Here is a 22,798-nt window from a genome sequence, read left to right on the forward strand (position 1 = left end):
TTTTTGTGGTTCTTTTAAATGATTTATTTGCAATTTGTAGGGGGGCAAACTTTTTTCTTCTATACGCATCTCAAATTAAATCGTATATTTGCGAAAAGAATCAAGATCGGGAATGATGAACGAAAACGTCTTAGCTAAACTGAAGATACTTGCAGAATCTGCCAAGTACGATGTTTCCTGTTCTTCCAGTGGTACGGTGCGTTCCAATAAGCCGGGAACGCTGGGAAACACTGTGGGAGGATGGGGGATATGCCACAGTTTTGCCGAGGACGGTCGATGTATCTCGCTATTGAAAATCATGCTTACCAATTATTGCATTTACGATTGTGCCTATTGCGTCAACCGTCGTAGCAACGATCTTCCCCGCGCTACCTTTTCCGTTTCGGAATTGGTGGAGCTGACGATGGAATTCTACCGTCGTAACTATATCGAAGGGCTGTTTCTTAGCTCCGGAGTGGTCCGTAATCCGGACTATACAATGGAGAGACTTGTGCGTGTAGCCAAAGATTTGCGGCAAGTGTACCGTTTTAACGGTTATATCCATCTCAAGAGTATTCCCGGAGCCAGTCGCGAATTAGTGAATGAAGCCGGATTGTATGCCGATCGTCTTAGCGTCAACGTCGAAATTCCCAAAGAAGAAAATTTGAAACTGCTTGCACCGGAAAAAGACCATAAAAGCGTATTTGCTCCGATGAAATACATTCAACAAGGCGTGTTGGAGAGTAAAGAAGAACGGCAGAAGTTTCGCCACGCACCGCGTTTCGCACCTGCGGGACAAAGTACCCAGGTGATTGTGGGAGCTACCTCCGAATCGGATAAAGATATTCTTTTTCTTTCGTCGGCACTTTATGGGCGCCCCACCATGAAACGTGTCTATTACTCGGGCTACGTTTCCGTGAATACGTATGATAAGCGCCTTCCGGCATTGAAACAGCCGCCTCTGGTACGTGAAAACCGGCTCTATCAGGCTGACTGGTTATTGCGTTTTTATCAATTCAAGGTAGATGAAATTGTGGATGATTCCTATCCGGATCTCGATCTCGAGATAGACCCGAAACTCTCGTGGGCTTTGCGCCATCCCGAACAGTTCCCTGTCGACATTAATAAGGCGGACTACGAAATGTTGCTCCGTGTGCCGGGAGTAGGGGTGAAGTCTGCGAAACTAATTGTTGCTTCCCGTCGTTTTTCGCGGCTGGGATTTTATGAACTGAAGAAGATAGGAGTAGTAATGAAGAAAGCGCAATATTTCATCACTTGCAAAGAACTGCCTCTCCAGATGCAGACGGTGAACGAACTTTCTCCGCAACGGGTACGCAGTCTGTTGTTGCCGAAACCGAAAAAGAAAGTGGATGAGCGGCAGTTGTTGCTTGATTTTGGTGAGTAATAATAATTTACTATTAGACGATTTACTATTTACTATTTAAGTTAGCATTGTAAAATATCATGTATGCATCGGACGTTAATGATTTCAAAAGTGATACCAAGCGTAGATCGTCTAATAGTAACTTAAATAGTAAATTGTGAATTGTCCAATAGTAAATATGTTTAGTGTTTATATTTATGATAAAACCTTTGATGGGCTGCTGACGGCCGTATTCGACGCCTATTTCCGCAAGACCTTTCCCGATGCTTTGCTGTCGGAAGGAGATGCTTTGCCTTTATTTTGTGATGAGCTGCATACGGTAGTGACCGATGAAGAAAAGGCCGGGTGTGTGTGGCGGGGATTGCAGAAGAAAGTTTCCTCTTCTGCTTTGGGTTGCCTCACGCAAAGTTGGCTGTCGGAACTTCCGGAAATAGGAATACTTATTTTTCGATATATCCGTAAAGCAATTGATGCACCCCGCTCTATTGAAACCAACTTTGGTGATCCGGATGTTTTGCAATTAGCGCAAATATGGAAAAAAGTGGATGGCGAACGTGTGCACCTGATGCAGTTTGTCCGTTTCCAGAAAGCTGCCGACGGTACATTCTTTGCCGCTTTCGAACCGCAGTATAATGCGCTCCCGTTGACGGTTCACCATTTCAAAGACCGTTTTGCCGATCAGAAGTGGATTATTTACGACATGAAACGCCGTTACGGATTTTATTATGACTTGCAGGAGGTGACGACTATCTCGTTTGATGATGACAGCCGTGAATCCCATTTGATTACGGGGATGCTGGACGAAAGTCTGATGGACAAGGATGAGAAGCTTTTCCAACAACTTTGGAAGACATATTTCAAGGCCATTTGTATCAAAGAACGCATGAATCCGAGGAAGCACAGGCAGGATATGCCTGTACGTTATTGGAAGTATCTGACGGAAAAGCAAAAGTAGATTTCCATTTTGGGAGAGGAGCGAAAGTCTGACTATTCAATTCGCTGCACCGTTACATCCGGAAATTCCTGTATCAGCGAAAGCAGATGCCCTTCATCATTATTCCGTTTCGACTTGATAACCATCGTAACCTGATAATATTCTGTTTCACCCGTGTGTTGCGTTTCCATCTCGTAAGAGACTATCAGGTAGTCTTTAGAGTTGAATCTGTCCGCTATCTGTTTCAGTATGTCTTTGTTGGGAGTTGAGAAAGAAACCATCGAGCTTTTCATTCCGATGCTTTTAAATAGATAGCTAAGTAGTTCCAGTCCGACGAGGGTCAACACCGTGGCGGCAATACCGATGGTGTACATTCCTGCACCTACCGCCAAGCCGATACCTGCTGTTGCCCAGATTCCTGCGGCGGTAGTCAATCCGCGTACAATCTGTTTTTGAAAGATGATGGTTCCTGCACCGATAAATCCGATACCGCTGACAACCTGTGCCGCCACCCGACTGGGATCGAGTGTGACACTACTTTCTTTTATAATTTCCTGAAATCCGTATTGGGAAACAATCATAATCAAAGCACTACCTAGCGACACGAGAAAATGAGTGCGGTATCCGGCTTCTTTGGCACGGTATTCACGATCCAGTCCAATGATGGTTCCCAGTATTCCGGCGACCAATAAACGGATTATAAAATCCATATTCAACATCATGTGTTCAATCTCCTTTCTGTTTTTTATTGTTTGTGGAAAAATGCTTAGGACCATAAATATACAATTATTTCCCCTTTTTGTATCAATCATTTAGTAATATTTGAACGTATCCAATTCATTTTATCGTATATTCGCAGATTCAAATAAATGTTTAATCCCGCGACCGAGCAAATAATGAAGAAAAGAATTTTTTATATAATCAGCTTTCTGGTGATCTTCTGTATTGAGGTGTTGATAGCTTTGTATGTGCGCGACCGTTTCATACGTCCCTATGTCGGAGATATGCTGGTTGTAGTGCTGGTATATAGCTTTGTACGTATCTTTCTACCGACGGGGATTCCGCGGATGCCGTTTTATGTCTTTCTTTTTGCCTGTTTTGTAGAAGTCTTGCAATACTTCCAGCTGGTGGAAACATTGGGTGTCACGAACCGCGTAGCCCGAATTGTGCTGGGTTCTACGTTCGATTGGGGAGATATTGCCTGCTATGCTGTGGGATGCGTTTTCATTGTCTTATTCGAGCGTATTTGCAAACACTCATAACAGTGAGGCGCACATTTTACGTATTTCGTTGAGTCGGTTTGAAAGGGCTTTCTTTTCACGGGCCAAAGCCATGTTATATCGTGATTGCATATTGATAAGTAACTCTGGATTAATGTCTAGAGCTGCTTCCACCATCAATGCAAAATCACTGGTAATAGGTCTTTTTCCATTCAATATTTCATTAAGCATTGTATAAGGAACCCCAAGAATTTCCGAGAATTTCTTTTGAGAGATTTTGCGGCATTCCAATTCTTCTTTTAACACATCACCTGGGTGTGTAGGTAATCTTTTTATTGTATTCATACTTGATTTTTTATTGGTAATGATTGGTTATGTCAGTTACTATACAAATGGTTAATATAGTTTCAGTACCTTCGGTGCGGGTTCTAAACTCCAGCCGGTAGTGATAGTCTATACGGATGGAAAAATAGTCTGCACGGCCTTGAAGAGCTTCGAAGTTTAGAGAATTAAAGACGAATAAATCTTCTATCCGCGTAGCGGCAATTAAAGTATCGATACGTTTCTGGTACTTTTTGATAACAGCTGCGTCAAAACGATATTTTTTGCTTTTACACTTACCATCCTCATACAACTCCTTTAGATACTCTTTTTCGTACTCTATAATCATATTCCATTTGTTTCTGCAAATATAGTGTTTTATTTATAATTCACGAAAATAGTGAATGTCTTTTTCTTTGCAGAAAAGGGAATAGAGCTTATTCAGTCACTATTTAACGGATGGCCGCAATATTTGCAAAACTCTTCATTATCTTCGTGTCCGGAGCGATGGCAGTTGGGACATTCTTTGTCTCTCCTGCGTTTATACTCTTTCATCATGGAGGCAGATACGATACCTGTGGGTACGGCAATAATCGTGTAACCGATCAGCATGACACAGGCGGAAAGGAATTTTCCGAGGCCGGTGGCGGGAGTAATATCTCCATAACCTACGGTAGTCATGGTGACGATAGCCCAATAGATGCTGTTCGGGATATTGTTGAACTGGGAGTTGGGCTGCGTTCCTTCAATCATATACATTAGCGTTCCGATGGAAGTCACCAGAATGACGACAAACAAGAAGAACACTGCAATCTTCTTACTACTTTCACGCAAGGCAGTGAGCAGCCGTTCCCCCTCATTCAGAAAGTTGAAAAGCTTGAAGACGCGGAACACACGTATCAGGCGGAAGGCACGGATGATGAGTAGATAGCGGGCGCCCGGAAAGAGCAGACCGATGTAAAGAGGCAACGTGGCCAGTAAGTCTACGATACCGAAAAAGCTGAATATGTATTTCCGGGGACGGGGTGAACAGTAGATTCTCGTCAGGTATTCGAAAGTAAAGAAGCCGGTGAAAAGGAATTCCATAATGACGAACGGAGTCGTCAGATAGGTGGGAAGTCCTTTCAGGCTTTCGATGATGACGAGCAATACGCTGACCAGAATACAGGCGATAAGAATCACGTCGAACAATTTCCCGGCAGGGGTGTCCGATTCGAAGATGATGACGTATAACTTTCGTTTCAGTTTCTCGTCATGCAAAAAACGATGGATTCTTTCTTTCAGTTTCATATCAATAGTGTTTGGCCGGAATTAAAGAAAAAGCCTTTTTAGTCGATGACCCACTGTTTATTGTAGGCAACGGTCTTTTGCGGGTTGTAATACATTCCCTCTTGTGTAGGAATATAGAGAATGTATGTCTTTCCGGTCTTGTTTTTCAATGAAGTGTCGCGCAGCCAGGGGTTGGCATCACGAAGTTGGGCATAGGTGATTCCCTGTGATTTTGCGTAGTCGTTCAGATCGTCGATAGAAGTGTTGACGGTTACCTCTTTATAAGGAATAGGCGGATACAGATGTTCCCGTTTCAAGAGGAATCCGTAACGTTGCGGGTTATTGAATATCTCTTTGGCTGCCAGCAGGCGGAACATGTAGCGGGAAGTTTCCTCTACCAGCCATAAGTCCATGGCATGACTTGCCAACTGCTTTTCAAGTTGGGAGGAGATACGTCCCTGTCCGGCGTTATAGGCGGCGGAGACAGCCATCCAGTCGCCATATTTGGCATACGCCTGTTTGAAGTATTTGCAGGCGGCAACGGTTGCTTTTTCAATATGATAGCGTTCGTCTACGTTATCGTTCACTTCCAGCCCGAATTCCCGTCCGGTGGCAGGCATAAATTGCCATAGACCTGCTGCTCCTGCCGGAGAGCGTGCGATGTTATTCAGATTGCTCTCGATGACCATCAGGTATTTGAAGTCATCAGGAATACCGTTTGCTTTCAGTATCGGTTCGATGATGGGGAAGTAACGGTTGGCACGCTTGATTAATAACATGGTGGTGGAGTGCATATAGGTGAAGGCCATCATCTCGCGGTCCATCCGTTCGCGGCGGTCATAGCGCCGGAGGTCGATCGTTTCCCCGTCGAAGGTGACCTGTGTGGGAACAGTAGGCGGAGTGACACAATAAGGCACTTCCGATTTGGCGGAATGTTGTTCGTTCACTTGGCTGCTGCCTGTCAATATTGGGATGGAAGCACCGATGCAAAATACTAATATAAGTGTAAGAATATAGTTGATTTTCATTTGTCTTTTCATTTTATAACCTTTTTGGATGCTTCAATGTTTACGTCTATCTTGCAAAGATAACCTCATTTTGCTTTTTTCAAAGAACTTTTCTTGCATTTTATACGTTTTTCTAATAGAGTTAAAATAAACAACGAATCAAGATGAATATAGCAATGACCGGAGCTACCGGATATATAGGTAAACATCTTTCTAATTATCTTACAGAAAAGGGCGGACATCGGATCATTCCTCTGGGAAGGTCGATGTTTCGCGAAGGTATGTCCGGTTATTTGATTCAGACACTGACCCATTGTGATGTTGTCATCAATCTGGCAGGTGCACCTATCAATAAACGTTGGACACCGGAATATAAACAGGAGCTTTTCAACAGTCGTATTGTTGTAACCAATCGTATTATCCGCGCTTTGAACGCAGTCAAAACGAAACCGAAACTGATGATTTCGGCTTCTGCTGTAGGTTATTATCCTTCGGAAGCGGAGGTGGACGAATATACCCGTACCCGTGGAGAAGGTTTTCTGTCCGATCTTTGCTATGCGTGGGAAAAAGAGGCGAAACACTGTCCCGAACCTACAAGGCTCGTTATTACACGCTTCGGCGTAGTGCTTTCTCCGGACGGGGGAGCGATGCAGCAGATGCTTCGCCCTTTGCAAGCTACCAAGATAGCTACCGCCATCGGTCCCGGTACGCAGGCTTTTCCGTGGATATCGATACGGGATCTTTGCCGTGCAATGGAGTTCTTTATCACTCACGAAGAGACACATGGGGTATATAATCTGGTTGCTCCGCAGCAAATCTCGCAATATGCTTTCACCCATGCGATGGGAAAGGCTTATCGGGCATGGACAACGATGGTAGCTCCGCAACGAATTTTCCGTATCTTATATGGTGAAGCGGCATCTTTCCTGACTGCTGGCCAGAGAGTTCGCCCAACGCGTCTGACGGAGGCGGGATTTCATTTCTCCATTCCCAATGTCGAACGTTTTTTCAGAGGTACAAACCATAGTACGGTTACCTCTCTCGATTTGCACCGGTATATGGGACTTTGGTATGAAATAGCCCGCTACGAGAATCGTTTTGAATACGGACTTGTAGACGTCACGGCTACTTACACGCTCCGTCCCGACGGCATGATTCGTGTGGAGAACCGGGGATGCAAACGTAATTCTCCTTACGACATCTGCAAGACTGCCAACGGACATGCCAAAATACCCGATCCCACACAGCCGGGCAAACTGAAAGTGTCTTTCTTCCTTAGTTTCTATTCTGATTATTATGTCTTGGAACTGGATGAAGAGAATTATAATTATGCCCTGGTAGGCAGCAGTACTGATAAATATCTCTGGATACTAAGCCGTACACCCCAACTGCCGGAAGAAATCAAGAAGAAACTTGTCACCGCTGCCGAGCGTCGTGGATACGATACGAGCCAGTTGAAGTGGATTGAGCAACTCTGATCGCAGGCATATACATATATCAGTTTATGCAATCCGCACCTAATAAATAATATAAGATTGTTTAGCGAAAGTATTTAACGGACGATAAACCAACTTTAAAACAATAGAAATTATGGATTACGAAATTATTCATCAGCCCGAACAAAAATTGTTCAAGACAGAAGTAGACGGTCGCACCGCCTTTGTACAATATCGCCTGATAGGTGATTCTCTTGATATTATCCACACAATTGTGCCACAACCCATTGAAGGGCGGGGGATTGCCGCTGCTTTGGTAAAAGCTGCTTACGCCTATGCATTAGCTAACGGGATGAAGCCGAAAGCAACGTGCTCTTATGCAGTGAAGTGGTTGGAAAGACACCCGGAAATAAATGGTTAAATACTCGCTTTTGATTCGTCGGAAAAGGAAATAATATTATCTTTGTAATTGGAAATCAATGAAGAAAAATAGTGTTATGATAAAAGAAGGTGAAAAGGTAAAAGTGGATCCTAGATTAACGGGACTCGATGAATGGATAGAGGGTACAGTAATTGATATTGAACATAATCCGTTCAAAGGCTTAGTTATAGCGATTCGTGATAAATTTAACCGTATTTTCTTTGGTGAGCAGAAATATTTTATTCCTGTAAATGAGGATAATGTATGTATGCAATAGCCTTTGATATGGTCATTACAGACCTACGTGCCAATTATGGAGAGCCTTATAACAATGCCTATTTTGAAATAAATAAAGTGTTGCGTCAGTATGAGTTTTATAATACGCAGGGTAGTGTATATCTAACAGAGAAAACTGATATGGCAAATCTTTTTCGTGCAATTGACGCATTGAAACGTATTCCTTGGTTTCAGGCGTCAGTTCGTGATCTTCGTGCGTTTCGTGTAGAAGACTGGTCGAACTTTACGGATTTTATAAAAGAAAATAAGTAGATAAGCTTTCAGGTCTGAATATGTATTCATGCCTGAAAGCTCCTTTTATTTCTCAATTACTGTTTCCACCTCTTCAACTGTGGAAAGTACTCCTTCATCGTTTTCCGTGCTTCCTCCACTGTGTATTTCACTTCCGAGTCTTTATTGAACTCATCCAGATAATTCAGATTAAGCTCGATCATCTCGTCCATGGTACACTCTTTCGTGAAATGTCCGTCCGCATAGCAATAGTGGCAATAATCTTCGTTCTTGCTACCGTCCGTTTCTTTTCCAAAAGTTGAGTCGTCTATCGGCATACCGCAACTTTGACAAAATTTTTGTTCCATCTTTTTTTGTTAGATTATAAGTTTATGTTACAAGACAAATGTAAGTAGAAATATTGGAAAAGAAGTAATCCGGTCTTGCTATTTATTCATTTATTTCTTTCCTGGTTTGCTTTTGGTGTTAATTGGTTTTCACGGGCAGCCGTTTCCACATCCAACGGGGAATCATTTTCCAGAAAAAGACCAGTATCCGGTAGCGCCAGTCGATCACTACTATCCGTTGTTTCCGCTCCAGTGACCAGGCGATGTGACGTCCCACTTTCGTTGCATCCATCAATAGCGGATAATGTTTCCCGTCGTTGAGCAAGTCGGTGGCAACAAATCCGGGACGGATATCGGTAAAACGGATATTCAGTTTTTGTAAATATGAAAGTTGTTCGAGAGCATCTATGTAAGTGTTCTGGAAGCGTTTGGTGGCAGAGTAGGCAGGAGCCACTCCAAGTCCTTTCGTTCCCGCGATGGAACTGATGACTGCCAGGTGGCCGCCTCCGCTTTTCCTGAAATAGATGAAAGCGGTATCCACCATGCGGATAAATCCCTCTACATTCGTGTATGCTGTGTTCAGCTCCACCTCCATGTTCAGATTCGTGTTCTGGAAACCGATGCCCGAACTAAGAAGAAACAAATCCATGCCGCCCACCTTGTCGATGAGCATATTCAATTTCTCGCCTGCATCTTCCTGGGTTACGTCCAACGTTTGAATTTGAATCTGATCCGGTGCTGCCCGTTGTAGGTTTTCGAGAGCAGATTGCCGTCTGCCGGCTACTCCGATTTGCCATCCATCCAGTAACAGACATTTTGCAACTTCTTGTCCGATGCCGGAGGTAGCGCCAATGATAATGGCTTTTTTCATTACTGATTTTTTTAGTAAGTTATAGGTTCAATAAATGTCGTATGGCCTGCCAGGGTGCATAAAGCAACATCCTCGGTCCGGAGAAACGCATCACCTGTCGCATTCGTTCGCGCATGACGGGTTTGTAACAATGTACGGTGCATTCTTTGCATGCACTCTTCTTCTCTCCAAACGGACAATGGTCGAGACGTGCGTGGGCATAGCGGAGCAACTCTTCACAGTCGGCACAAAGAATTGTATTTTTTCTTTTTTCCGGCAATAGAGGCGGATCATCAACTCTACCGTTTTCTTTTCGTGCGCAATGCGTGATGCTTTCATCTCTTTCTTTTTTACACTTTGGAATGACAAAGATAGCGAAGATTATGCAGAAATGCAGGCGTATTCTGTTAAAATACACCTTCTTCTTTTTTCTATTTTGAAAAGCACCCTTTCATTTTGGTAGGGTGTTTAGAGATTACTTTTTCAAAATGAAAAAAATATTGCATTGATTACAAGCTAATTATCAGAATCCTTTTCATTTTGGCATACTCTTGGCTGTGAGGGGAACATACAAAATAATTCATGAGTTATGGAAGAGTACATTTCAGATAACAGTCTGTATATTCGGAGTAAGAATAATAGCATGATTAACCGGAAGATGATAGGGCGCGTGCTGGGTATGTTGCTATTCATCGAATTGGGGATGTTCTTACTTTGTGCCGGAGTGTCGGCTGGTTACGGGGAAAGTGATTATAAATACTTTCTTTACACCTGTATCATCAATGCTGTGGTAGGCGGATTGTTACTGCTCTACGGACGGGGAGCGGAGAATAAGATGAGCCGGAGAGACGGATATTGTGTGGTCACTCTTTCATGGGTGTTTTTTACCTTTTTCGGCATGCTTCCTTTTTATTTTAGCGGAAGCATTGATACGATAACCAATGCCTTTTTCGAAACCATGTCCGGGTTTACCACTACAGGAGCTACTATTCTCGATGATATTGAATCCCTTTCCCACGGTATGCTTTTCTGGCGAAGCCTGACGCAGTGGATCGGTGGTTTGGGGATTGTGTTTTTCACGATTGCCATTCTTCCTATCTTTACCACGGGAGGAGTGCAACTCTTCTCTGCTGAATCTACGGGAGTGACGCACGACCGTACCCATCCGAAAATCAATGTCATGGCCAAGTGGTTGTGGACAATTTATCTGGTATTGACAGTTTCGGAAACTGTCTTATTGATGTTTGGGGGCATGAGCTTGTTTGATGCCATTTGCCAGTCGTTTGCCACTACTGCTACGGGCGGATATTCTACCAAGCAGAACAGTATATCTTACTGGAATTCTCCGTATATAGAATATGTGGTGGCTATCTTTATGATTGTTTCCAGTATCAACTTCTCTTTGTTTCTGATGTGTTTGAAAGGAAAAGTCGGTCGTTTATTCAAAGATGAAGAGTTACACTGGTTTCTGGCGTCAGTGGGTATCTTGACTTTTCTTATCACGTTGGCGCTCGTCTTTCAAAATCATTATGACTGGGAACTGGCTTTCCGGAAAGCATTGTTCCAGGTGTCTACGGTGCATACTTCCTGCGGTTTTGCTACGGATGATTATAATATGTGGCCTCCTTTCACGTGGTTACTGTTGTTTATTGCGATGCTTTCGGGAGGGTGTACGGGTTCTACCAGTGGAGGTATCAAGAATATGCGGTTGCTGATTGTGGCGCGTGCCATCCGGAATGAGTTCAAACATCTGCTCCACCCGAATGCCGTGCTTCCCGTACGTATCAATAAGCAGACGGTGTCTTCTTCTATCGTAACTACCGTATTGATTTTCTTTGCTTTTTATCTGGTTCTGATCCTGATTGGGTGGACGGCTCTTTTGTTTTTGGGAGTTGGCTTTTCCGAGTCCGTCAGTACGGTTATTTCGAGTATAGGCAATGTCGGTCCGGGATTGGGAACTTGCGGGCCTGCATATTCGTGGAATTCTTTACCTGATCTGGCAAAGTGGATACTTTCTTTTCTGATGCTGGTGGGACGTCTGGAATTGTTTAGTGTACTCCTGTTGTTTTATCCGGGATTCTGGAAGAATAGATAAACTGTAAATCATGAACGGGCTTCTGAAACATCGTTGGAAGAGTTTGTGGTTGACGGAAACAATCTGTATCTTTGCAGCATGAAAAAGTTATTGTGTCCGCAATGCAAGATTGCAGCTATGTATGTGAAGAATGAACAGGGTGACAGGCTGCTGGTTTATGTGCTCGAAGATGGTGAAGTTGTTCCCAAATATCCGGAAGATTCGATGGAGGGGTTCGATTTGACAGAAGTCTTCTGCCTGGGATGCTCGTGGCATGGTTCACCTAAACGGTTGGTGAAACGATAGACCGGGAGACTCATGCTCTCATACTGATTTTTTTGATTTATGTCAACTAAAAGAGGAACGCAAATCAAGAACTAATTCATTGAATTTTCCGTATCTTTGCATCCGATTTTAGAACATAGACGTATGGCAACTTCTAAAGAAATGACGGCAGGGCCGGCATTACCTCTCATTTTAAAGTTTACGCTGCCGCTTTTACTCGGCAATCTGTTGCAACAAACGTATTCGCTTGTTGATGCTGCAATTGTAGGAAAGTTTTTAGGAATTAACGCGTTAGCTTCTGTTGGAGCCAGCACATCGGTGGTGTTTCTTATTCTCGGGTTCTGCAATGGATGTTGCGGAGGTTTCGGAATACCCGTTGCGCAGAAGTTTGGGGCGCGGGATTACAGTACGATGCGCAGTTATGTGGCCGTTAGTCTGAAACTGGCTGCGGGAATGTCTGTGGTGATTGCTCTTCTCACCTGTATTTTATGTGAGGATATTCTTCGGATCATGCGTACGCCGGAGAATATTTTCGAAGGGGCGTATGCTTATTTGCTTGTCACGTTTATTGGTGTGCCGTGTACTTTCTTCTATAATCTTCTTTCGAGCATTATCCGTGCGTTGGGAGACAGTAAGACGCCTTTTTGGTTTCTGCTGTTTGCGGCTGTTCTGAATATCATTCTTGATTTGTTCTGTATTTTGGTACTTGGCTGGGGAGTGGCGGGAGCTGCTATTGCTACTGTCTTTTCGCAAGGATTGTCGGCTGTTCTTTGCTACATTTATATGTACCGGAAGTTTGAAATATTGCAAGGTACTCCGAAAGAACGCCGGTTCCAGTCGAAACTGGCTAAGACACTGCTTTACATTGGTGTGCCTATGGGATTGCAGTTTTCTATCACGGCTATCGGCAGCATCATGCTTCAGAGTGCGAATAATGCATTGGGAACGGCGTGTGTGGCAGCTTTTACGTCTGCTATGCGCATCAAGATGTTCTTTATCTGCACGTTCGAGAGTCTGGGAATTGCGATGGCTACGTATAGCGGACAGAATTATGGGGCAGGAAAACCGGAGCGTGTCTGGTTGGGAATTAAGGCGAGTGCTTTGATGATGATCGTTTATGCGGCATTTACATTCGTTCTTCTGATGGTGGGAGCCAAATATTTTGCATTGATCTTTGTAGATCCGTCGGAAACGGAAATACTGTTGGATACCGAGTTATTCCTGCATATCTCCTGTATGTTCTTCCCGATGCTTGGTTTGTTGTGCATCTTGCGTTATACCATTCAGGGAGTAGGCTTTACCAATCTTGCCATGTTCTCCGGAGTGGCGGAGATGATTGCTCGTATTCTTGTCAGTCTCTATGCCGTACCGGTATTCGGTTTTATTGCTGTCTGCTACGGTGATCCGATGGCTTGGATAGCGGCAGACTTATTCCTCGTGCCGGCCTTTATCTATGTTTATCGCAGGTTGAAGAAGCAGGTATTTACGAATAGTCAGGTTACGCAAACGGTGGCATGATTGCCGGTTGGTGGTTTGCGTAACCCGACTTGCAGTTTGCATAACCCGGTTTGTGGCTTGCGTAACCTGGTTTGCTTTGATTTTATTTCGGATATTTTAATCTTGTACAGGGTATAGCGGGTTTCCGCTTTCGTCTACCTCTGTCCATTCTTTCACACTGACATTGGCGAATGAGATGGAGTTTTCATTGATAACTGCCCGGAAAAGGTATGAATTTCCGGCTGACAGGAGGTTGTTGGGTGGAGTGAGCGGAGTGGTGTAGGTACGTGAAAAGCTTTCTCCGTTTACCATCAGCTCCAGTGTCAAAGTCATGGGAGAGGAGCTCTTTACGGGTAACATGATATATTGTACGGTGAAGTCGTTGATTCCCATATCGGCTGCTTTGTCATAGCTGACTTCCGAAGTGATGATACCTGTTGACAAATCCATGATTGCGCCCGGTTTCGGTGGGGTGATGGTAGCGGAAAGTATCTTGTTTAAAGTGATATTTTCTCCTCCGGCGATCGCTACAACTACTTGCGTGGCTGCGTGTTGGTAGGTTATGGGGATATTTATCTGTGAACTGGCGATGTCCTGATGAACTGCGTGCCACCAAAGATAATCTACTCCGTTGGATAAAGGTTCGGATAGTCCGTTGGTGAAAGTAGGCGCCGGGCTGGTGGAATTGCATGATACGGCATAAAAGCTATAGATAGCATTGCTCAAATACATTTTATATCCTAGATTTCCTGTCAGTACACCGGGGGAGGAGGTGACATAGTTGCCTTGAGCAACGGGAGCGCCTGTGATATTGTTCGATGTGTTGGCTGTATAGGCACACAACCAGCTTTGAAGTCCTTTTCCCATGGGGGACATGGCTCGTGTGATGTTTCGTCCTTCTACGGAAGCACTGAAAGTAATCAGCGCATTCTCTTTGGCCGGATTACCATTGTTGTCATCATTGCCGGAGCCGGATGAGCCTCCGTTGTTTTCTTCGTCAGGATAGTTGATGTAGATATTGTTTTTGGAGCAGGCTCCCAGTAGCAGCATTGCTAAAGCAGATACGGCTAAATACTTTGTAATGCGGAATTTGATGTCCATAGTCAGGTTCTTTTTGAAAATTAGTAATTACCCCTATATACATTTCAAAAAGAATTTGGTTCATGGCTTAATCATATTTTTTTATGGAAATCGGCCTCTTTCTGTATGCAGAGAATGTCTCCGTATATGGGATGGCGGAACTCTATATATTCGGCATGGAGGTATAGTCTGTCTGCTTTCTTTCCGTAGAGTTCGTCTCCAAGTATGGGGCATCCCAAGCCTTCCGGATGGGCGGCGTGTACTCTTAACTGATGTGTGCGTCCGGTCAATGGATAGAAGACAATCCGGGTGTATTTTCTTGACTCATTGATATTCCTTTCTGATTCATCAATCCTGTTTGATTCGTTGAAAGTGTTTTCAGATTCACTGGTAATTCTTTCAGACTCACTGATGATCTGATATTCTGTAATCGCTTCTTTCCCGTGTTCGCTACTAACCATTTGCCGAGGACGGTCGAGAGGATTCAGACAAAGAGGGAGTTCGATTCTTCCTGTATTTCCTGTTCTTTCTGCTTTTGCTGTTTTTTTCGTTAATACAGTTTCCTTTGCTATTAATATAGCTTTCTCTGCTATTGGCTTTATCTCTTTCTCTGTTTTTATTATCACCCCATCCAACACCGCCACATAGCGTTTCTTAATACTTCTGTTTGCAAATTGTGCCTGTAAATCCCGATGTACCTCTTTTGTTTTGGCAACGAGCAATAATCCTGAAGTAGCCATATCGAGCCGGTGTACAATCATGGGGCCGGTAGCTTCGGGATATTTTTTCTTCAAACGATGATAGACTGAATCTCTGTCCTCTGCTTTTCCCGGAACGGACAACATCCCTGCCGGTTTATTGACTACCAGCAACCATTCATCTTCAAACACGATTTCCAGTTCTTCCTCTTCATGAACAGGATTCAGCAGTGGATTTTCGTCTACCTCCAATCCTTGCAACATGTGTTGCAGGATCGGTTCGCACTTTCCTTTGCAGGAAGGATAATAATATCCGTGATGCCGGATTTCGTTTTTAGGAGAGTCGCCCCACCAGAATTCAGCCATAGCCAATGGCTTTAATTGATGAAGATACGCATATTGCAATAACTTAGGCAAAGCACATTCACCCGCACCGGCAGGAGGAACTTTCTGAACCGTTTGCTCAAAAATAGTATATAAGTCTTTCACCTCTCCTTGGGCGTTTAGCATCCGGAACTGCTCGAATAATTTTCTTTGTAAAGCTGCCGAACGTTCTTTTCGTTCGGTTTTCAGTCGTTCTATTTCAATATCGAAGTGCCTGACTTCCGTTTCGAGCTCTTCCAATCGTTTCTTCCATTCCTTTTCCAGTCGTTTGTATTCCGCCTTTTGGTATTGGCTTTCCCGAATCAGGGAGGCTTGTTCTTCTTCGGAAAGCTCCGGAGATGACTGGCGGCGAATCTCTCTCGCCTCCTTTGCCATTTTAAGCTCCGCTTTTGCTTGATTCAAAACAGCTTTAGCCTGTTCCGTTTCTATCTTCCATTTCTCTTTTGAATTGAGATAAGAACTACTGTTTTCCAATTCACGAATACGGATATTAATGGCAGAAATCTGTTCTTCTTCAATTTTGAAGAATCCCTCCGGTTGTAATAGGTCATAAACAGGAGGAACGAAATAAGGATGCAGATTCTTTCCGCCCAGATTGCCGGAGAAAGCTGCAAGATAACCAATCTGATTTTCTTCGTTGTTTGTTATTCTGTTGTCCGTTTGCACAATCAACACTCCAAACATCTTTCCGGAAGCCAATTCCTCTTGCCATTCTTTCCGGCTTGCAATATATGCTTTCACTTCTTCCGCAGCCAACACACACAATGGATGAGGTGTATAATGGAAAGGATAAGTGAATTTCTCCGGCAACGCAAGGTGAGAAACGGGTTTCTTGAAAAAATGTATCATCGGTTTATATATATGAATGAATGTGATTACCTTTGCAAAAGTAACGTAAATCCGCGAATTTTATTCTATATTTGTTTGAGAGTTTGAGTGAGATAACGTGGACGTTTGAATGAAATTGTATGGATAGGATAGAAGAAAAACCAAAATTTGCCTTTCTTGGCAACAGTCACATGGCTTTTTGGGCACTGGATATCTATTTCCCGCAATGGGAATGTCTGAACTATGGTGCTCCCGGTGAAGGGCTGGCCTATGTGGAGTCTTTTGCGGTAGACACTTCCGATTGCCAGGTCGTTGTTCAATTCGGAACCAATGATATTTATCAGTTGAACGATGAAAATATAGATGAATATGTAGAGCGTTATGTAAAAGCGGTTCTTGCCGTTCCTTCACTGAAAACATATCTTTTCTGTATTTTTCCGCGTAATGATTACGATGATTACAGTACGGCTGTGAATAAATTTATCCAGATCCTTAACCGGAAGATACACGAAAAATTGCAGGGAACAGATATTGTCTATCTGGACGTATTCAATCGTTTATTGCAGGATGGCAGGCTGAATCCGGAGTTGACTCTCGACGATTTACATTTGAATGGTAAGGGGTACAGTATTCTGACAGAAGCACTGAAACAGGCTTCCGGTTTGTAAAACATACCTAAATACTTCATTCCTTGCTTTTATTTATAAATTTGGTGGCATATCAGTTTATTTTTCCTATTTTTGTCCCCAATTTAATAGTAAATAACCCCCATAAAAACGATAAGACTTATGGAAAAAGTAATTATCAATTCGTACGAAGAATTCGAAAAACTAGTAGGCCAACAGATAGGTGTTTCCGATTATGTGGAACTCTCGCAGGAACGTATCAATCTTTTTGCTGATGCAACGCTGGATCATCAATGGATTCATGTAGATACGGAACGTGCTAAAGTAGACAGCCCTTATCATAGCACGATTGCTCACGGCTACCTGACATTGTCTATGCTTCCTTATTTGTGGAATCAGATTATCCAGGTGAATAACCTAAAAATGATGATTAACTACGGTATGGACAAAATGAAATTCGGTCAGGCTGTATTGTCAGGGCAGAGCATCCGTCTGGTGACTACTTTGCACTCGCTGACTAATCTGCGTGGTGTGGCAAAAGCGGAAATCAAGTTTGCTATCGAAATAAAAGACCAACCGAAAAAAGCACTTGAAGGAATTGCTGTGTTCCTTTATTATTTCAATTAATGGCAAGCTGTTAAAGAAACAGATTTTATCCCCGGAAATGATCGAAATACGTCTCAAAAGTTAGATACAAAAACTTTTGGGATGTGCTTCAGATGGATCGTTTCCGGGGATAATTTTATCCTTTTACTCCCATAAATCTGAACGGCTGTGCCGGTTTAAACTCTTTCGTTGCATTTCCATGATAAGTTTCACCGTTGGCGATAGATAATTTGAGTACCGGAGCTCCTTCCGACAAGTCTGTTTCCCGTAAGTTTACCCAGAATGTATTAGGTGTCAGACTTGATTCGAAGAAGTAGAGCAAATTCTTACTATCCGATACCGTTCTCCATTGTGTGGTGGAAATTTCCGGAAATTCGGGAGTGGATATGCCATAAGGAACAGAAGTATTACGGATAACGCTGAATACGCTTGCTATGGCTATTCTCACATCATCTGTTTGGGGCAGGGCATTGATATAAAAACTGGCTCTTGCAAAACGGTCGGACGGACGGTTGGTTCCGGGCAGGAAGCTCAATCCTCCTATTGATTTCCAGTATTCGTTTAGTGCCAGTTGCTTGTTGTAGGTAGGGGAGTTGGTCATTACTTTGTACTCCTTGCTGTGGTAAACAGTCAGCTTTCCACCCGTATATTCGAATATCGCACAATCGCCCGTTGCGTCGGAAATAGATAAATGCAAGGTTGCCAGGCGGGAACCATCCGGCATCAGGTCCGATACCACTTGGAAAGTGTTTTCATCAATGAAAGCGACAGCCTCGTCTACGGTGGCGAAGTTATCCAGCATATATTGCACCCATGCAGTAATGGCAAGTCCCGGTTTACTTTGATCTCTGACCGGATACTCCGTTTCGGGCAACCATAACAGATTGGCAACCAACCCTTTTTCATTCATCCCGTCTGTACTGGCAATCTCGAAAGCTGAAGTCACCACGCTGCCATACTTGGACGTCCATTGCAGGGAGTTAGCTCCCGTTTCTCCATTTCTTTCCATACCTTTGGGAAATACCCAAAGATTGCTGTGCATTTCTGTTTTCCAGTCCATAGACCGGCCGGTTACCACCATTCCATTTTTTCCCGAATAAACGACTCTTGTACACATAATTTTAATTTCTAGTTAAAGGTTTATTATAAGCTGCTTTCACAAGGTATTCAACCGATGCGGATTCCTCTCGCAAAAGCATATTCTCAAAACAATAACGTTTCATTTATGTTTTAGATACATATCAGATATTAATAAAGTATCAAAAAACAGGTATTATGTCATTAAGTAATCTTCTCATTATATTTTCGTCATCGTTTATGGCGCTGTTTCCGGTGATAAACCCTTTGGGGAATGGTTTTGTCGTCAATGGATTCTTTACAGACCTCGATCCTCAACAACGGAAAGCAGCCATTCAGAAGCTGACGCTCAATTTTATAATGATCGGTGTAGGGACATTGGTGATAGGACATCTGTTTCTATTGATTTTCGGTTTGGCTATTCCTGTTATTCAGTTAGGAGGTGGAATACTGATTTGTAAGACGGCAATGGAGCTGTTGGGCGATTCAGGTTCGTCTGATAAAGAAGAAGCCAGCAAGAATGTAGACGGCTTCAGATGGAAAAACATCGAGCAGAAGATATTTTATCCTATCACGTTTCCTATCAGTATCGGACCGGGCAGTATATCGGTTATCTTTACTTTGATGGCGTCTGCCAGTGTTAAAGGTAAATTGTTGCAAACTGGGATTAATTATTTAGTCATTGCGCTTGTTATTATTTGTATGGCGGCCATCTTTTATGTATTCCTTTCACAAGGGCAGAGGTTTATTCAGAGGTTGGGACCGGTGGGAAATCAAATTATTAATAAGCTCGTTGCTTTTTTCACTTTCTGCATCGGTATTCAGATTTCAGTGACGGGTATATCCCAAATATTCCATCTGAATATACTCTGATTGATAGGTATATTCTTATTTGACAGCTAAATACGTATTTGTACTTATTGAAATGAAAGTGATAAAAACAATCAATTTTTCTTTGCTTTCATAGCTTTCAGGGTGTTTTTTCGTACGGAACGGATAGCGGGAACCAGTAAGTCGGGCTCCATGATTTCCAGTATTGTGCGTAGTTCCTGTTGCAGTTCCGGGATGGAGCGCGTCAGTTGATAAGCCAGTTTCATGCAGAGAGATTGCACACCGGCTGGTTCTTCACGTGATATCATGTGTTCCATGCAGAAATCGAGGAAATCCACTCGTGGCGGATCGGAGGCAGGTTGCTGGCATATCAGGTTTAGGATCATTCTCCGTTTTCCCGAGTGTGGGCAGGTCATGGCAGCGTCAATCAAATCTTCTTGTTTCCGGCTCAACCATTCTACATCTGCCTTTGAGAAATGAGTACATACCCACAATGCCTGATAGGAGACGATAGCGTCTTCGTCGAATATCAGTTGGTAGATTTCTTCTCTAAGCCGTTCATCATCCTGTATAAAGTGGAGTACCTCTCTGATATCTTCAATGTGTACTCGTTCGGATAATCTTGCACGTAGGTTCATGTAGCTTTCGTTTTTGGGGAATTAATCTCTATTAGCGGAATCAGCTTCCGGCAGTTGCAAATGGAGAATGGGGAAAGGTTTACCCATGCTGTCCGTTTCATCTCTGCCGATGACTTGGAATCCCAAATGGAGATAGAACTGGAGTGCTTTTTCATTCTGTTCGTTTACGTCCACCTTATCCATATGTTTTTTGTCTCTTGCATATTCCATTAATCGTTTGCCATATCCTTTTCCCTGTTCGTCGGGGTGTACGAATAACATTTCGATCAGTTCGTCGCTCAATCCCATGAAGGCGGCAATCTTTCCGTTGGCATTCCGGATGACAAAAAGTTCAACAGCGGGTAGATAATGCTTCCGCACCAGTGGTTTATAAAATTGGATATGCTCTTCCGTCAGGAAATCATGCGTGTGGCGAACGGACATTTCCCATACATGGAGGATTTCATCATAGTCTTCCGGAGTAGGTTGGGAGATGCCGGGCAGGTAGTAGCACTGGTGGTCGTAGATGTTTCCGTTGTAAGTCAGTTCTGCCTGATGAAGTGTACCTTCGTAGATGAAACCGTTCTTTTTCAGTACTTTCTGCGAACGTTTATTGTGCGGATAACAGGTAGATGTGATGAGGCTAAGCCGCAATTCTTCAAAGCCATAGTTGAGGACACCCTGCACTGCTTCGGTCATGTATCCTTTGCCCCAATATGATTCGTTGAGCCAGTAACCCAACATTCTCACTTGTAGATTTTCGCGTTTAGGGTCGGGGATAATTCCTACCGAACCGATTAGCTGTTTTGTATCTTTTAGTATCACTGCCCATATTCCCTCTTGGTTGATAAATGTGGAATGAAGTATCCGGCGGGATTCATCCAATGTACGATGGGGTGGCCATCCGGCATTGTTTCCCAAATTCGGGTTCTGGCAACAAGCAAAGAACGCTTCAGCATCTCTTTCTTCGAAAGGGCGGAGAAATAAACGTTCTGTATGGAGCGTCACGGGGGGAATACTTTCTGTTTCAGTTTCCTGTCTTGCTTTGTTTTTCGATTCGTTTGCAGTTCTCCGATATACGCACTCAATCCGGTTTCCGTCAGGATCGAGGACTACACTTTCAAAGTATCCGTCTCCCGAAGTACGCGGTTCGCCGGCGATGGTATATCCTTCCGAACGCATTTGTTCGGTGAAGCGTAATACTTCTTCCTGGCTGGGAAAGGTGAAAGCAAAGTGTGTCAGTCCAACCCTGTTTTCTTCAATGGGAGTGTTCTGTACATCTGTACGACTCATCAGTTCCAAGTCTGTTCCCTCTCCAAAAGAGATAAAATAGGACTCGAATCCTTTCTTGGGATTGATATATTTTTCGTTGCTTTTTCCTCCGAAGAAGCGGACATAGAACTCTTTTAGTTCTTCCAGACGAAAAGTCCAGATAGCGATATGATGTAGTTTCATATAAATGAATTTTCTAATTTCTATTACTTTGTTTCTATCTTCATTTGTACCGAACGTACTTTGTCTCCATCTTAATGCTGCATTATATATTCGTAAACGATACGGGAAATATTAGCGATAATCTTACTGTTCGCCTGATTATTTTCTTCAGAATCCTTCACGAAGACAGCTATACTATAAGTACGTCCACCGGGCAAAAGAACGAAACCGATGTCATTACAACCGATTTGTTGTCCTTTCGCATTAAGATCTCCAGTTCCGGTTTTATGACCTACGGTTACTTTTTTGTCGAGCAACGGAGCAACCAGACGGTCTTGTCCGGTTTGACATTCTACCATTGTTTGAAATATGAAGTCTTTGTACACTTTGGGAAACAATGGCTTCTTACGGAATATTTCCACTAATTCGGCTGCGGCTAACGGAGTAGTCCAGTTTTCATAACATAGGTTCAAGTCTTGGTGCATGGCAGTTTCCGTACCGGCAATGGCACATTCCCGAATTCCTAGTGAATGGATATACTTGTTTACGGCATTCGGACCTCCCTGATAATCAAAAAGAATATCGCAGGCATTGTTGTCACTCTGTTGGAGTGTATATTTTAGCAGGTCGGCAATACTCATTTCAATTCCGCCCTGCGGATATTTATCTCGTAGCGGACTGTAAGTATCCGGCTTTAAATCCGATTTTTTAATGGGTAACCGGGTTTCCAGCGATTGCTTCTGTTTTCCCATATAATCTGCCAATGCTAATGCCTGATGAAACTTGAATACGCTCATCAGTGGATAGTGAATATCATTATTGACAGTTATCGTATCTTTCCCATCAATGATGACGGCTATTCCTATTTCGGCCTTCTTTCCCTTGATGGCTTCTTTCAACTGTGTCTCAAGTTGAGTTTGTCGGGCAAACAGGAGGGTGGGGACTAAACAAAGAAATACTATGAATGAACGCATAATCAATTTCTCTTTTAACGGGTTACTAATTCTCTATTGAAATCATATTCTCTGTTGAAGTCACAAAGGTATAAATAGTAATTGCCTTTGCAAATTCTTACTTGAAATTTAT

Annotated in this window: 26 protein-coding genes and 1 pseudogene; 13 read left to right on the forward strand and 14 right to left on the reverse strand. The window is 43.2% G+C overall.

Annotation, left to right across the window (positions count from 1 at the left end):
• Positions 1–115 precede the first annotated feature (115 nt).
• Together HMPREF9010_RS03115 and HMPREF9010_RS03110 are read left to right on the forward strand one after the other, a co-directional pair.
• Positions 116–1,384 (forward strand): putative DNA modification/repair radical SAM protein, encoded by a 1,269-nt coding sequence (locus tag HMPREF9010_RS03115; protein WP_004304808.1) that lies wholly within the window; start codon positions 116–118, stop codon positions 1,382–1,384.
• 157 nt (positions 1,385–1,541) lie between these two features.
• A complete protein-coding gene (locus HMPREF9010_RS03110; protein WP_008651214.1) occupies positions 1,542–2,318 on the forward strand; it encodes a TIGR03915 family putative DNA repair protein in 777 nt (258 codons plus the stop codon).
• 32 nt (positions 2,319–2,350) lie between these two features.
• Here HMPREF9010_RS03110 and HMPREF9010_RS03105 read toward each other — a convergent pair whose 3' ends face one another.
• A complete protein-coding gene (locus tag HMPREF9010_RS03105; RefSeq protein ID WP_004325092.1) occupies positions 2,351–3,019 on the reverse strand; it encodes an MgtC/SapB family protein in 669 nt (222 codons plus the stop codon).
• Between the two features lie 174 nt (positions 3,020–3,193).
• Here HMPREF9010_RS03105 and HMPREF9010_RS03100 point away from each other — a divergent pair, with 174 nt between their 5' ends.
• On the forward strand, positions 3,194–3,559 hold the full coding sequence (locus HMPREF9010_RS03100; RefSeq protein ID WP_032852911.1) for a DUF2809 domain-containing protein: 366 nt from the start codon (positions 3,194–3,196) through the stop codon (positions 3,557–3,559).
• Here HMPREF9010_RS03100 and HMPREF9010_RS03095 read toward each other — a convergent pair.
• The 4 genes from HMPREF9010_RS03095 to HMPREF9010_RS03080 form a co-directional block, all read right to left on the reverse strand.
• Entirely contained in the window at positions 3,554–3,862 is a 309-nt protein-coding gene (locus HMPREF9010_RS03095) for a HigA family addiction module antitoxin (RefSeq protein WP_008651217.1), read from the reverse strand. The two genes, HMPREF9010_RS03100 and HMPREF9010_RS03095, sit on opposite strands and share 6 nt — an antisense overlap.
• A 10-nt stretch (positions 3,863–3,872) precedes the next feature.
• The gene (locus HMPREF9010_RS03090; RefSeq protein WP_008651218.1) at positions 3,873–4,187 is read right to left on the reverse strand and encodes a type II toxin-antitoxin system RelE/ParE family toxin; all 315 of its coding nucleotides are present in this window, start codon (positions 4,185–4,187) and stop codon (positions 3,873–3,875) included.
• A 92-nt stretch (positions 4,188–4,279) separates the two neighbouring features.
• Positions 4,280–5,128, reverse strand: coding sequence for an ion transporter (locus tag HMPREF9010_RS03085; RefSeq protein WP_008651219.1), 849 nt, complete (start codon positions 5,126–5,128; stop codon positions 4,280–4,282).
• Positions 5,129–5,166: 38 nt separating this feature from the next.
• Positions 5,167–6,147, reverse strand: a complete 981-nt coding sequence (locus tag HMPREF9010_RS03080) for a lytic transglycosylase domain-containing protein (RefSeq protein ID WP_008651220.1) — start codon at positions 6,145–6,147, stop codon at positions 5,167–5,169.
• A 131-nt stretch (positions 6,148–6,278) separates the two neighbouring features.
• Here HMPREF9010_RS03080 and HMPREF9010_RS03075 point away from each other — a divergent pair, with 131 nt between their 5' ends.
• From HMPREF9010_RS03075 to HMPREF9010_RS03060, 4 genes are all read left to right on the forward strand, one after another.
• On the forward strand, positions 6,279–7,592 hold the full coding sequence (locus HMPREF9010_RS03075) for a TIGR01777 family oxidoreductase (protein ID WP_008651226.1): 1,314 nt from the start codon (positions 6,279–6,281) through the stop codon (positions 7,590–7,592).
• Positions 7,593–7,704: 112 nt separating this feature from the next.
• A complete protein-coding gene (locus HMPREF9010_RS03070) occupies positions 7,705–7,971 on the forward strand; it encodes a GNAT family N-acetyltransferase (protein ID WP_004301973.1) in 267 nt (88 codons plus the stop codon).
• Between the two features lie 58 nt (positions 7,972–8,029).
• Entirely contained in the window at positions 8,030–8,248 is a 219-nt protein-coding gene (locus tag HMPREF9010_RS03065; RefSeq protein WP_004301974.1) for a hypothetical protein, read from the forward strand.
• Positions 8,236–8,520, forward strand: a complete 285-nt coding sequence (locus HMPREF9010_RS03060) for a virulence protein (RefSeq protein WP_004301975.1) — start codon at positions 8,236–8,238, stop codon at positions 8,518–8,520. The genes HMPREF9010_RS03065 and HMPREF9010_RS03060 overlap by 13 nt, the downstream gene beginning before the upstream one ends.
• Positions 8,521–8,576: 56 nt before the next feature.
• On the opposite strand, the gene HMPREF9010_RS03055 is transcribed toward HMPREF9010_RS03060, so the two are convergent.
• The 3 genes and pseudogenes from HMPREF9010_RS03055 to HMPREF9010_RS03045 form a co-directional block, all read right to left on the reverse strand.
• Positions 8,577–8,846 (reverse strand): zinc ribbon domain-containing protein, encoded by a 270-nt coding sequence (locus HMPREF9010_RS03055; RefSeq protein ID WP_004320675.1) that lies wholly within the window; start codon positions 8,844–8,846, stop codon positions 8,577–8,579.
• Between the two features lie 118 nt (positions 8,847–8,964).
• On the reverse strand, positions 8,965–9,696 hold the full coding sequence (locus HMPREF9010_RS03050) for an SDR family NAD(P)-dependent oxidoreductase (protein ID WP_008651230.1): 732 nt from the start codon (positions 9,694–9,696) through the stop codon (positions 8,965–8,967).
• 19 nt (positions 9,697–9,715) lie between these two features.
• A pseudogene (locus tag HMPREF9010_RS03045) lies at positions 9,716–10,014 on the reverse strand (nitrous oxide-stimulated promoter family protein).
• Positions 10,015–10,264: 250 nt separating this feature from the next.
• Here HMPREF9010_RS03045 and HMPREF9010_RS03040 point away from each other — a divergent pair.
• From HMPREF9010_RS03040 to HMPREF9010_RS03030, 3 genes are all read left to right on the forward strand, one after another.
• On the forward strand, positions 10,265–11,770 hold the full coding sequence (locus HMPREF9010_RS03040) for a TrkH family potassium uptake protein (RefSeq protein WP_004301980.1): 1,506 nt from the start codon (positions 10,265–10,267) through the stop codon (positions 11,768–11,770).
• 78 nt (positions 11,771–11,848) lie between these two features.
• Complete coding sequence (locus tag HMPREF9010_RS03035; RefSeq protein ID WP_007750505.1) at positions 11,849–12,055, forward strand: hypothetical protein; 207 nt, start codon at positions 11,849–11,851, stop codon at positions 12,053–12,055.
• Positions 12,056–12,178: 123 nt separating this feature from the next.
• Complete coding sequence (locus HMPREF9010_RS03030; RefSeq protein ID WP_004325098.1) at positions 12,179–13,552, forward strand: MATE family efflux transporter; 1,374 nt, start codon at positions 12,179–12,181, stop codon at positions 13,550–13,552.
• A 96-nt stretch (positions 13,553–13,648) separates the two neighbouring features.
• Here HMPREF9010_RS03030 and HMPREF9010_RS03025 read toward each other — a convergent pair whose 3' ends face one another.
• Positions 13,649–14,632, reverse strand: coding sequence for a fimbrillin family protein (locus HMPREF9010_RS03025; RefSeq protein WP_004304818.1), 984 nt, complete (start codon positions 14,630–14,632; stop codon positions 13,649–13,651).
• 71 nt (positions 14,633–14,703) lie between these two features.
• Positions 14,704–16,542, reverse strand: coding sequence for an RluA family pseudouridine synthase (locus HMPREF9010_RS03020; protein WP_008651244.1), 1,839 nt, complete (start codon positions 16,540–16,542; stop codon positions 14,704–14,706).
• A 119-nt stretch (positions 16,543–16,661) separates the two neighbouring features.
• Here HMPREF9010_RS03020 and HMPREF9010_RS03015 point away from each other — a divergent pair, with 119 nt between their 5' ends.
• Positions 16,662–17,189 carry an SGNH/GDSL hydrolase family protein gene (locus HMPREF9010_RS03015; RefSeq protein ID WP_008651245.1) on the forward strand — a complete coding sequence of 176 codons (528 nt, stop codon included), beginning with the start codon at positions 16,662–16,664 and terminating at the stop codon, positions 17,187–17,189.
• 120 nt (positions 17,190–17,309) lie between these two features.
• On the forward strand, positions 17,310–17,774 hold the full coding sequence (locus HMPREF9010_RS03010; protein ID WP_004308264.1) for a MaoC family dehydratase: 465 nt from the start codon (positions 17,310–17,312) through the stop codon (positions 17,772–17,774).
• 115 nt (positions 17,775–17,889) lie between these two features.
• Here HMPREF9010_RS03010 and HMPREF9010_RS03005 read toward each other — a convergent pair whose 3' ends face one another.
• Positions 17,890–18,870 (reverse strand): linear amide C-N hydrolase, encoded by a 981-nt coding sequence (locus HMPREF9010_RS03005; RefSeq protein ID WP_004308262.1) that lies wholly within the window; start codon positions 18,868–18,870, stop codon positions 17,890–17,892.
• A gap of 158 nt (positions 18,871–19,028) precedes the next feature.
• Between HMPREF9010_RS03005 and HMPREF9010_RS03000 the strand changes: the two genes are divergently transcribed.
• The gene (locus HMPREF9010_RS03000; RefSeq protein WP_004304823.1) at positions 19,029–19,703 is read left to right on the forward strand and encodes a MarC family protein; all 675 of its coding nucleotides are present in this window, start codon (positions 19,029–19,031) and stop codon (positions 19,701–19,703) included.
• A 71-nt stretch (positions 19,704–19,774) separates the two neighbouring features.
• Here HMPREF9010_RS03000 and HMPREF9010_RS02995 read toward each other — a convergent pair whose 3' ends face one another.
• From HMPREF9010_RS02995 to bla, 3 genes are all read right to left on the reverse strand, one after another.
• Entirely contained in the window at positions 19,775–20,299 is a 525-nt protein-coding gene (locus HMPREF9010_RS02995; RefSeq protein ID WP_004304824.1) for a hypothetical protein, read from the reverse strand.
• Between the two features lie 21 nt (positions 20,300–20,320).
• Positions 20,321–21,733 carry a GNAT family N-acetyltransferase gene (locus HMPREF9010_RS02990; protein ID WP_008651251.1) on the reverse strand — a complete coding sequence of 471 codons (1,413 nt, stop codon included), beginning with the start codon at positions 21,731–21,733 and terminating at the stop codon, positions 20,321–20,323.
• 71 nt (positions 21,734–21,804) lie between these two features.
• The gene (bla, locus tag HMPREF9010_RS02985; protein ID WP_008651252.1) at positions 21,805–22,686 is read right to left on the reverse strand and encodes a class A beta-lactamase, subclass A2; all 882 of its coding nucleotides are present in this window, start codon (positions 22,684–22,686) and stop codon (positions 21,805–21,807) included.
• Between the last annotated feature and the right edge of the window lie 112 nt (positions 22,687–22,798).

The sequence above is a fragment of the Bacteroides sp. 3_1_23 genome (assembly GCF_000162555.1).
Lineage (GTDB): Bacteria > Bacteroidota > Bacteroidia > Bacteroidales > Bacteroidaceae > Bacteroides > Bacteroides ovatus.

Coding starts and splice junctions, on each gene's coding strand:
- HMPREF9010_RS03050 (WP_008651230.1), bottom strand. CDS start 9,696: ATGAAAAAAGCCATTATCATTGGCGCTACCTCCGGCATCGGACAAGAA.
- HMPREF9010_RS03090 (WP_008651218.1), bottom strand. CDS start 4,187: ATGATTATAGAGTACGAAAAAGAGTATCTAAAGGAGTTGTATGAGGAT.
- HMPREF9010_RS02995 (WP_004304824.1), bottom strand. CDS start 20,299: ATGAACCTACGTGCAAGATTATCCGAACGAGTACACATTGAAGATATC.
- HMPREF9010_RS03080 (WP_008651220.1), bottom strand. CDS start 6,147: ATGAAAAGACAAATGAAAATCAACTATATTCTTACACTTATATTAGTA.
- HMPREF9010_RS03060 (WP_004301975.1), top strand. CDS start 8,236: ATGTATGCAATAGCCTTTGATATGGTCATTACAGACCTACGTGCCAAT.
- HMPREF9010_RS03095 (WP_008651217.1), bottom strand. CDS start 3,862: ATGAATACAATAAAAAGATTACCTACACACCCAGGTGATGTGTTAAAA.
- HMPREF9010_RS03075 (WP_008651226.1), top strand. CDS start 6,279: ATGAATATAGCAATGACCGGAGCTACCGGATATATAGGTAAACATCTT.
- HMPREF9010_RS03035 (WP_007750505.1), top strand. CDS start 11,849: ATGAAAAAGTTATTGTGTCCGCAATGCAAGATTGCAGCTATGTATGTG.
- HMPREF9010_RS02990 (WP_008651251.1), bottom strand. CDS start 21,733: ATGAAACTACATCATATCGCTATCTGGACTTTTCGTCTGGAAGAACTA.
- HMPREF9010_RS03030 (WP_004325098.1), top strand. CDS start 12,179: ATGGCAACTTCTAAAGAAATGACGGCAGGGCCGGCATTACCTCTCATT.
- HMPREF9010_RS03010 (WP_004308264.1), top strand. CDS start 17,310: ATGGAAAAAGTAATTATCAATTCGTACGAAGAATTCGAAAAACTAGTA.
- HMPREF9010_RS03025 (WP_004304818.1), bottom strand. CDS start 14,632: ATGGACATCAAATTCCGCATTACAAAGTATTTAGCCGTATCTGCTTTA.
- HMPREF9010_RS03015 (WP_008651245.1), top strand. CDS start 16,662: ATGGATAGGATAGAAGAAAAACCAAAATTTGCCTTTCTTGGCAACAGT.
- HMPREF9010_RS03085 (WP_008651219.1), bottom strand. CDS start 5,128: ATGAAACTGAAAGAAAGAATCCATCGTTTTTTGCATGACGAGAAACTG.
- HMPREF9010_RS03020 (WP_008651244.1), bottom strand. CDS start 16,542: ATGATACATTTTTTCAAGAAACCCGTTTCTCACCTTGCGTTGCCGGAG.
- HMPREF9010_RS03105 (WP_004325092.1), bottom strand. CDS start 3,019: ATGATGTTGAATATGGATTTTATAATCCGTTTATTGGTCGCCGGAATA.
- HMPREF9010_RS03115 (WP_004304808.1), top strand. CDS start 116: ATGAACGAAAACGTCTTAGCTAAACTGAAGATACTTGCAGAATCTGCC.
- HMPREF9010_RS03065 (WP_004301974.1), top strand. CDS start 8,030: ATGAAGAAAAATAGTGTTATGATAAAAGAAGGTGAAAAGGTAAAAGTG.
- HMPREF9010_RS03070 (WP_004301973.1), top strand. CDS start 7,705: ATGGATTACGAAATTATTCATCAGCCCGAACAAAAATTGTTCAAGACA.
- HMPREF9010_RS03000 (WP_004304823.1), top strand. CDS start 19,029: ATGTCATTAAGTAATCTTCTCATTATATTTTCGTCATCGTTTATGGCG.
- HMPREF9010_RS03100 (WP_032852911.1), top strand. CDS start 3,194: ATGAAGAAAAGAATTTTTTATATAATCAGCTTTCTGGTGATCTTCTGT.
- HMPREF9010_RS03005 (WP_004308262.1), bottom strand. CDS start 18,870: ATGTGTACAAGAGTCGTTTATTCGGGAAAAAATGGAATGGTGGTAACC.
- HMPREF9010_RS03040 (WP_004301980.1), top strand. CDS start 10,265: ATGGAAGAGTACATTTCAGATAACAGTCTGTATATTCGGAGTAAGAAT.
- bla (WP_008651252.1), bottom strand. CDS start 22,686: ATGCGTTCATTCATAGTATTTCTTTGTTTAGTCCCCACCCTCCTGTTT.
- HMPREF9010_RS03055 (WP_004320675.1), bottom strand. CDS start 8,846: ATGGAACAAAAATTTTGTCAAAGTTGCGGTATGCCGATAGACGACTCA.
- HMPREF9010_RS03110 (WP_008651214.1), top strand. CDS start 1,542: ATGTTTAGTGTTTATATTTATGATAAAACCTTTGATGGGCTGCTGACG.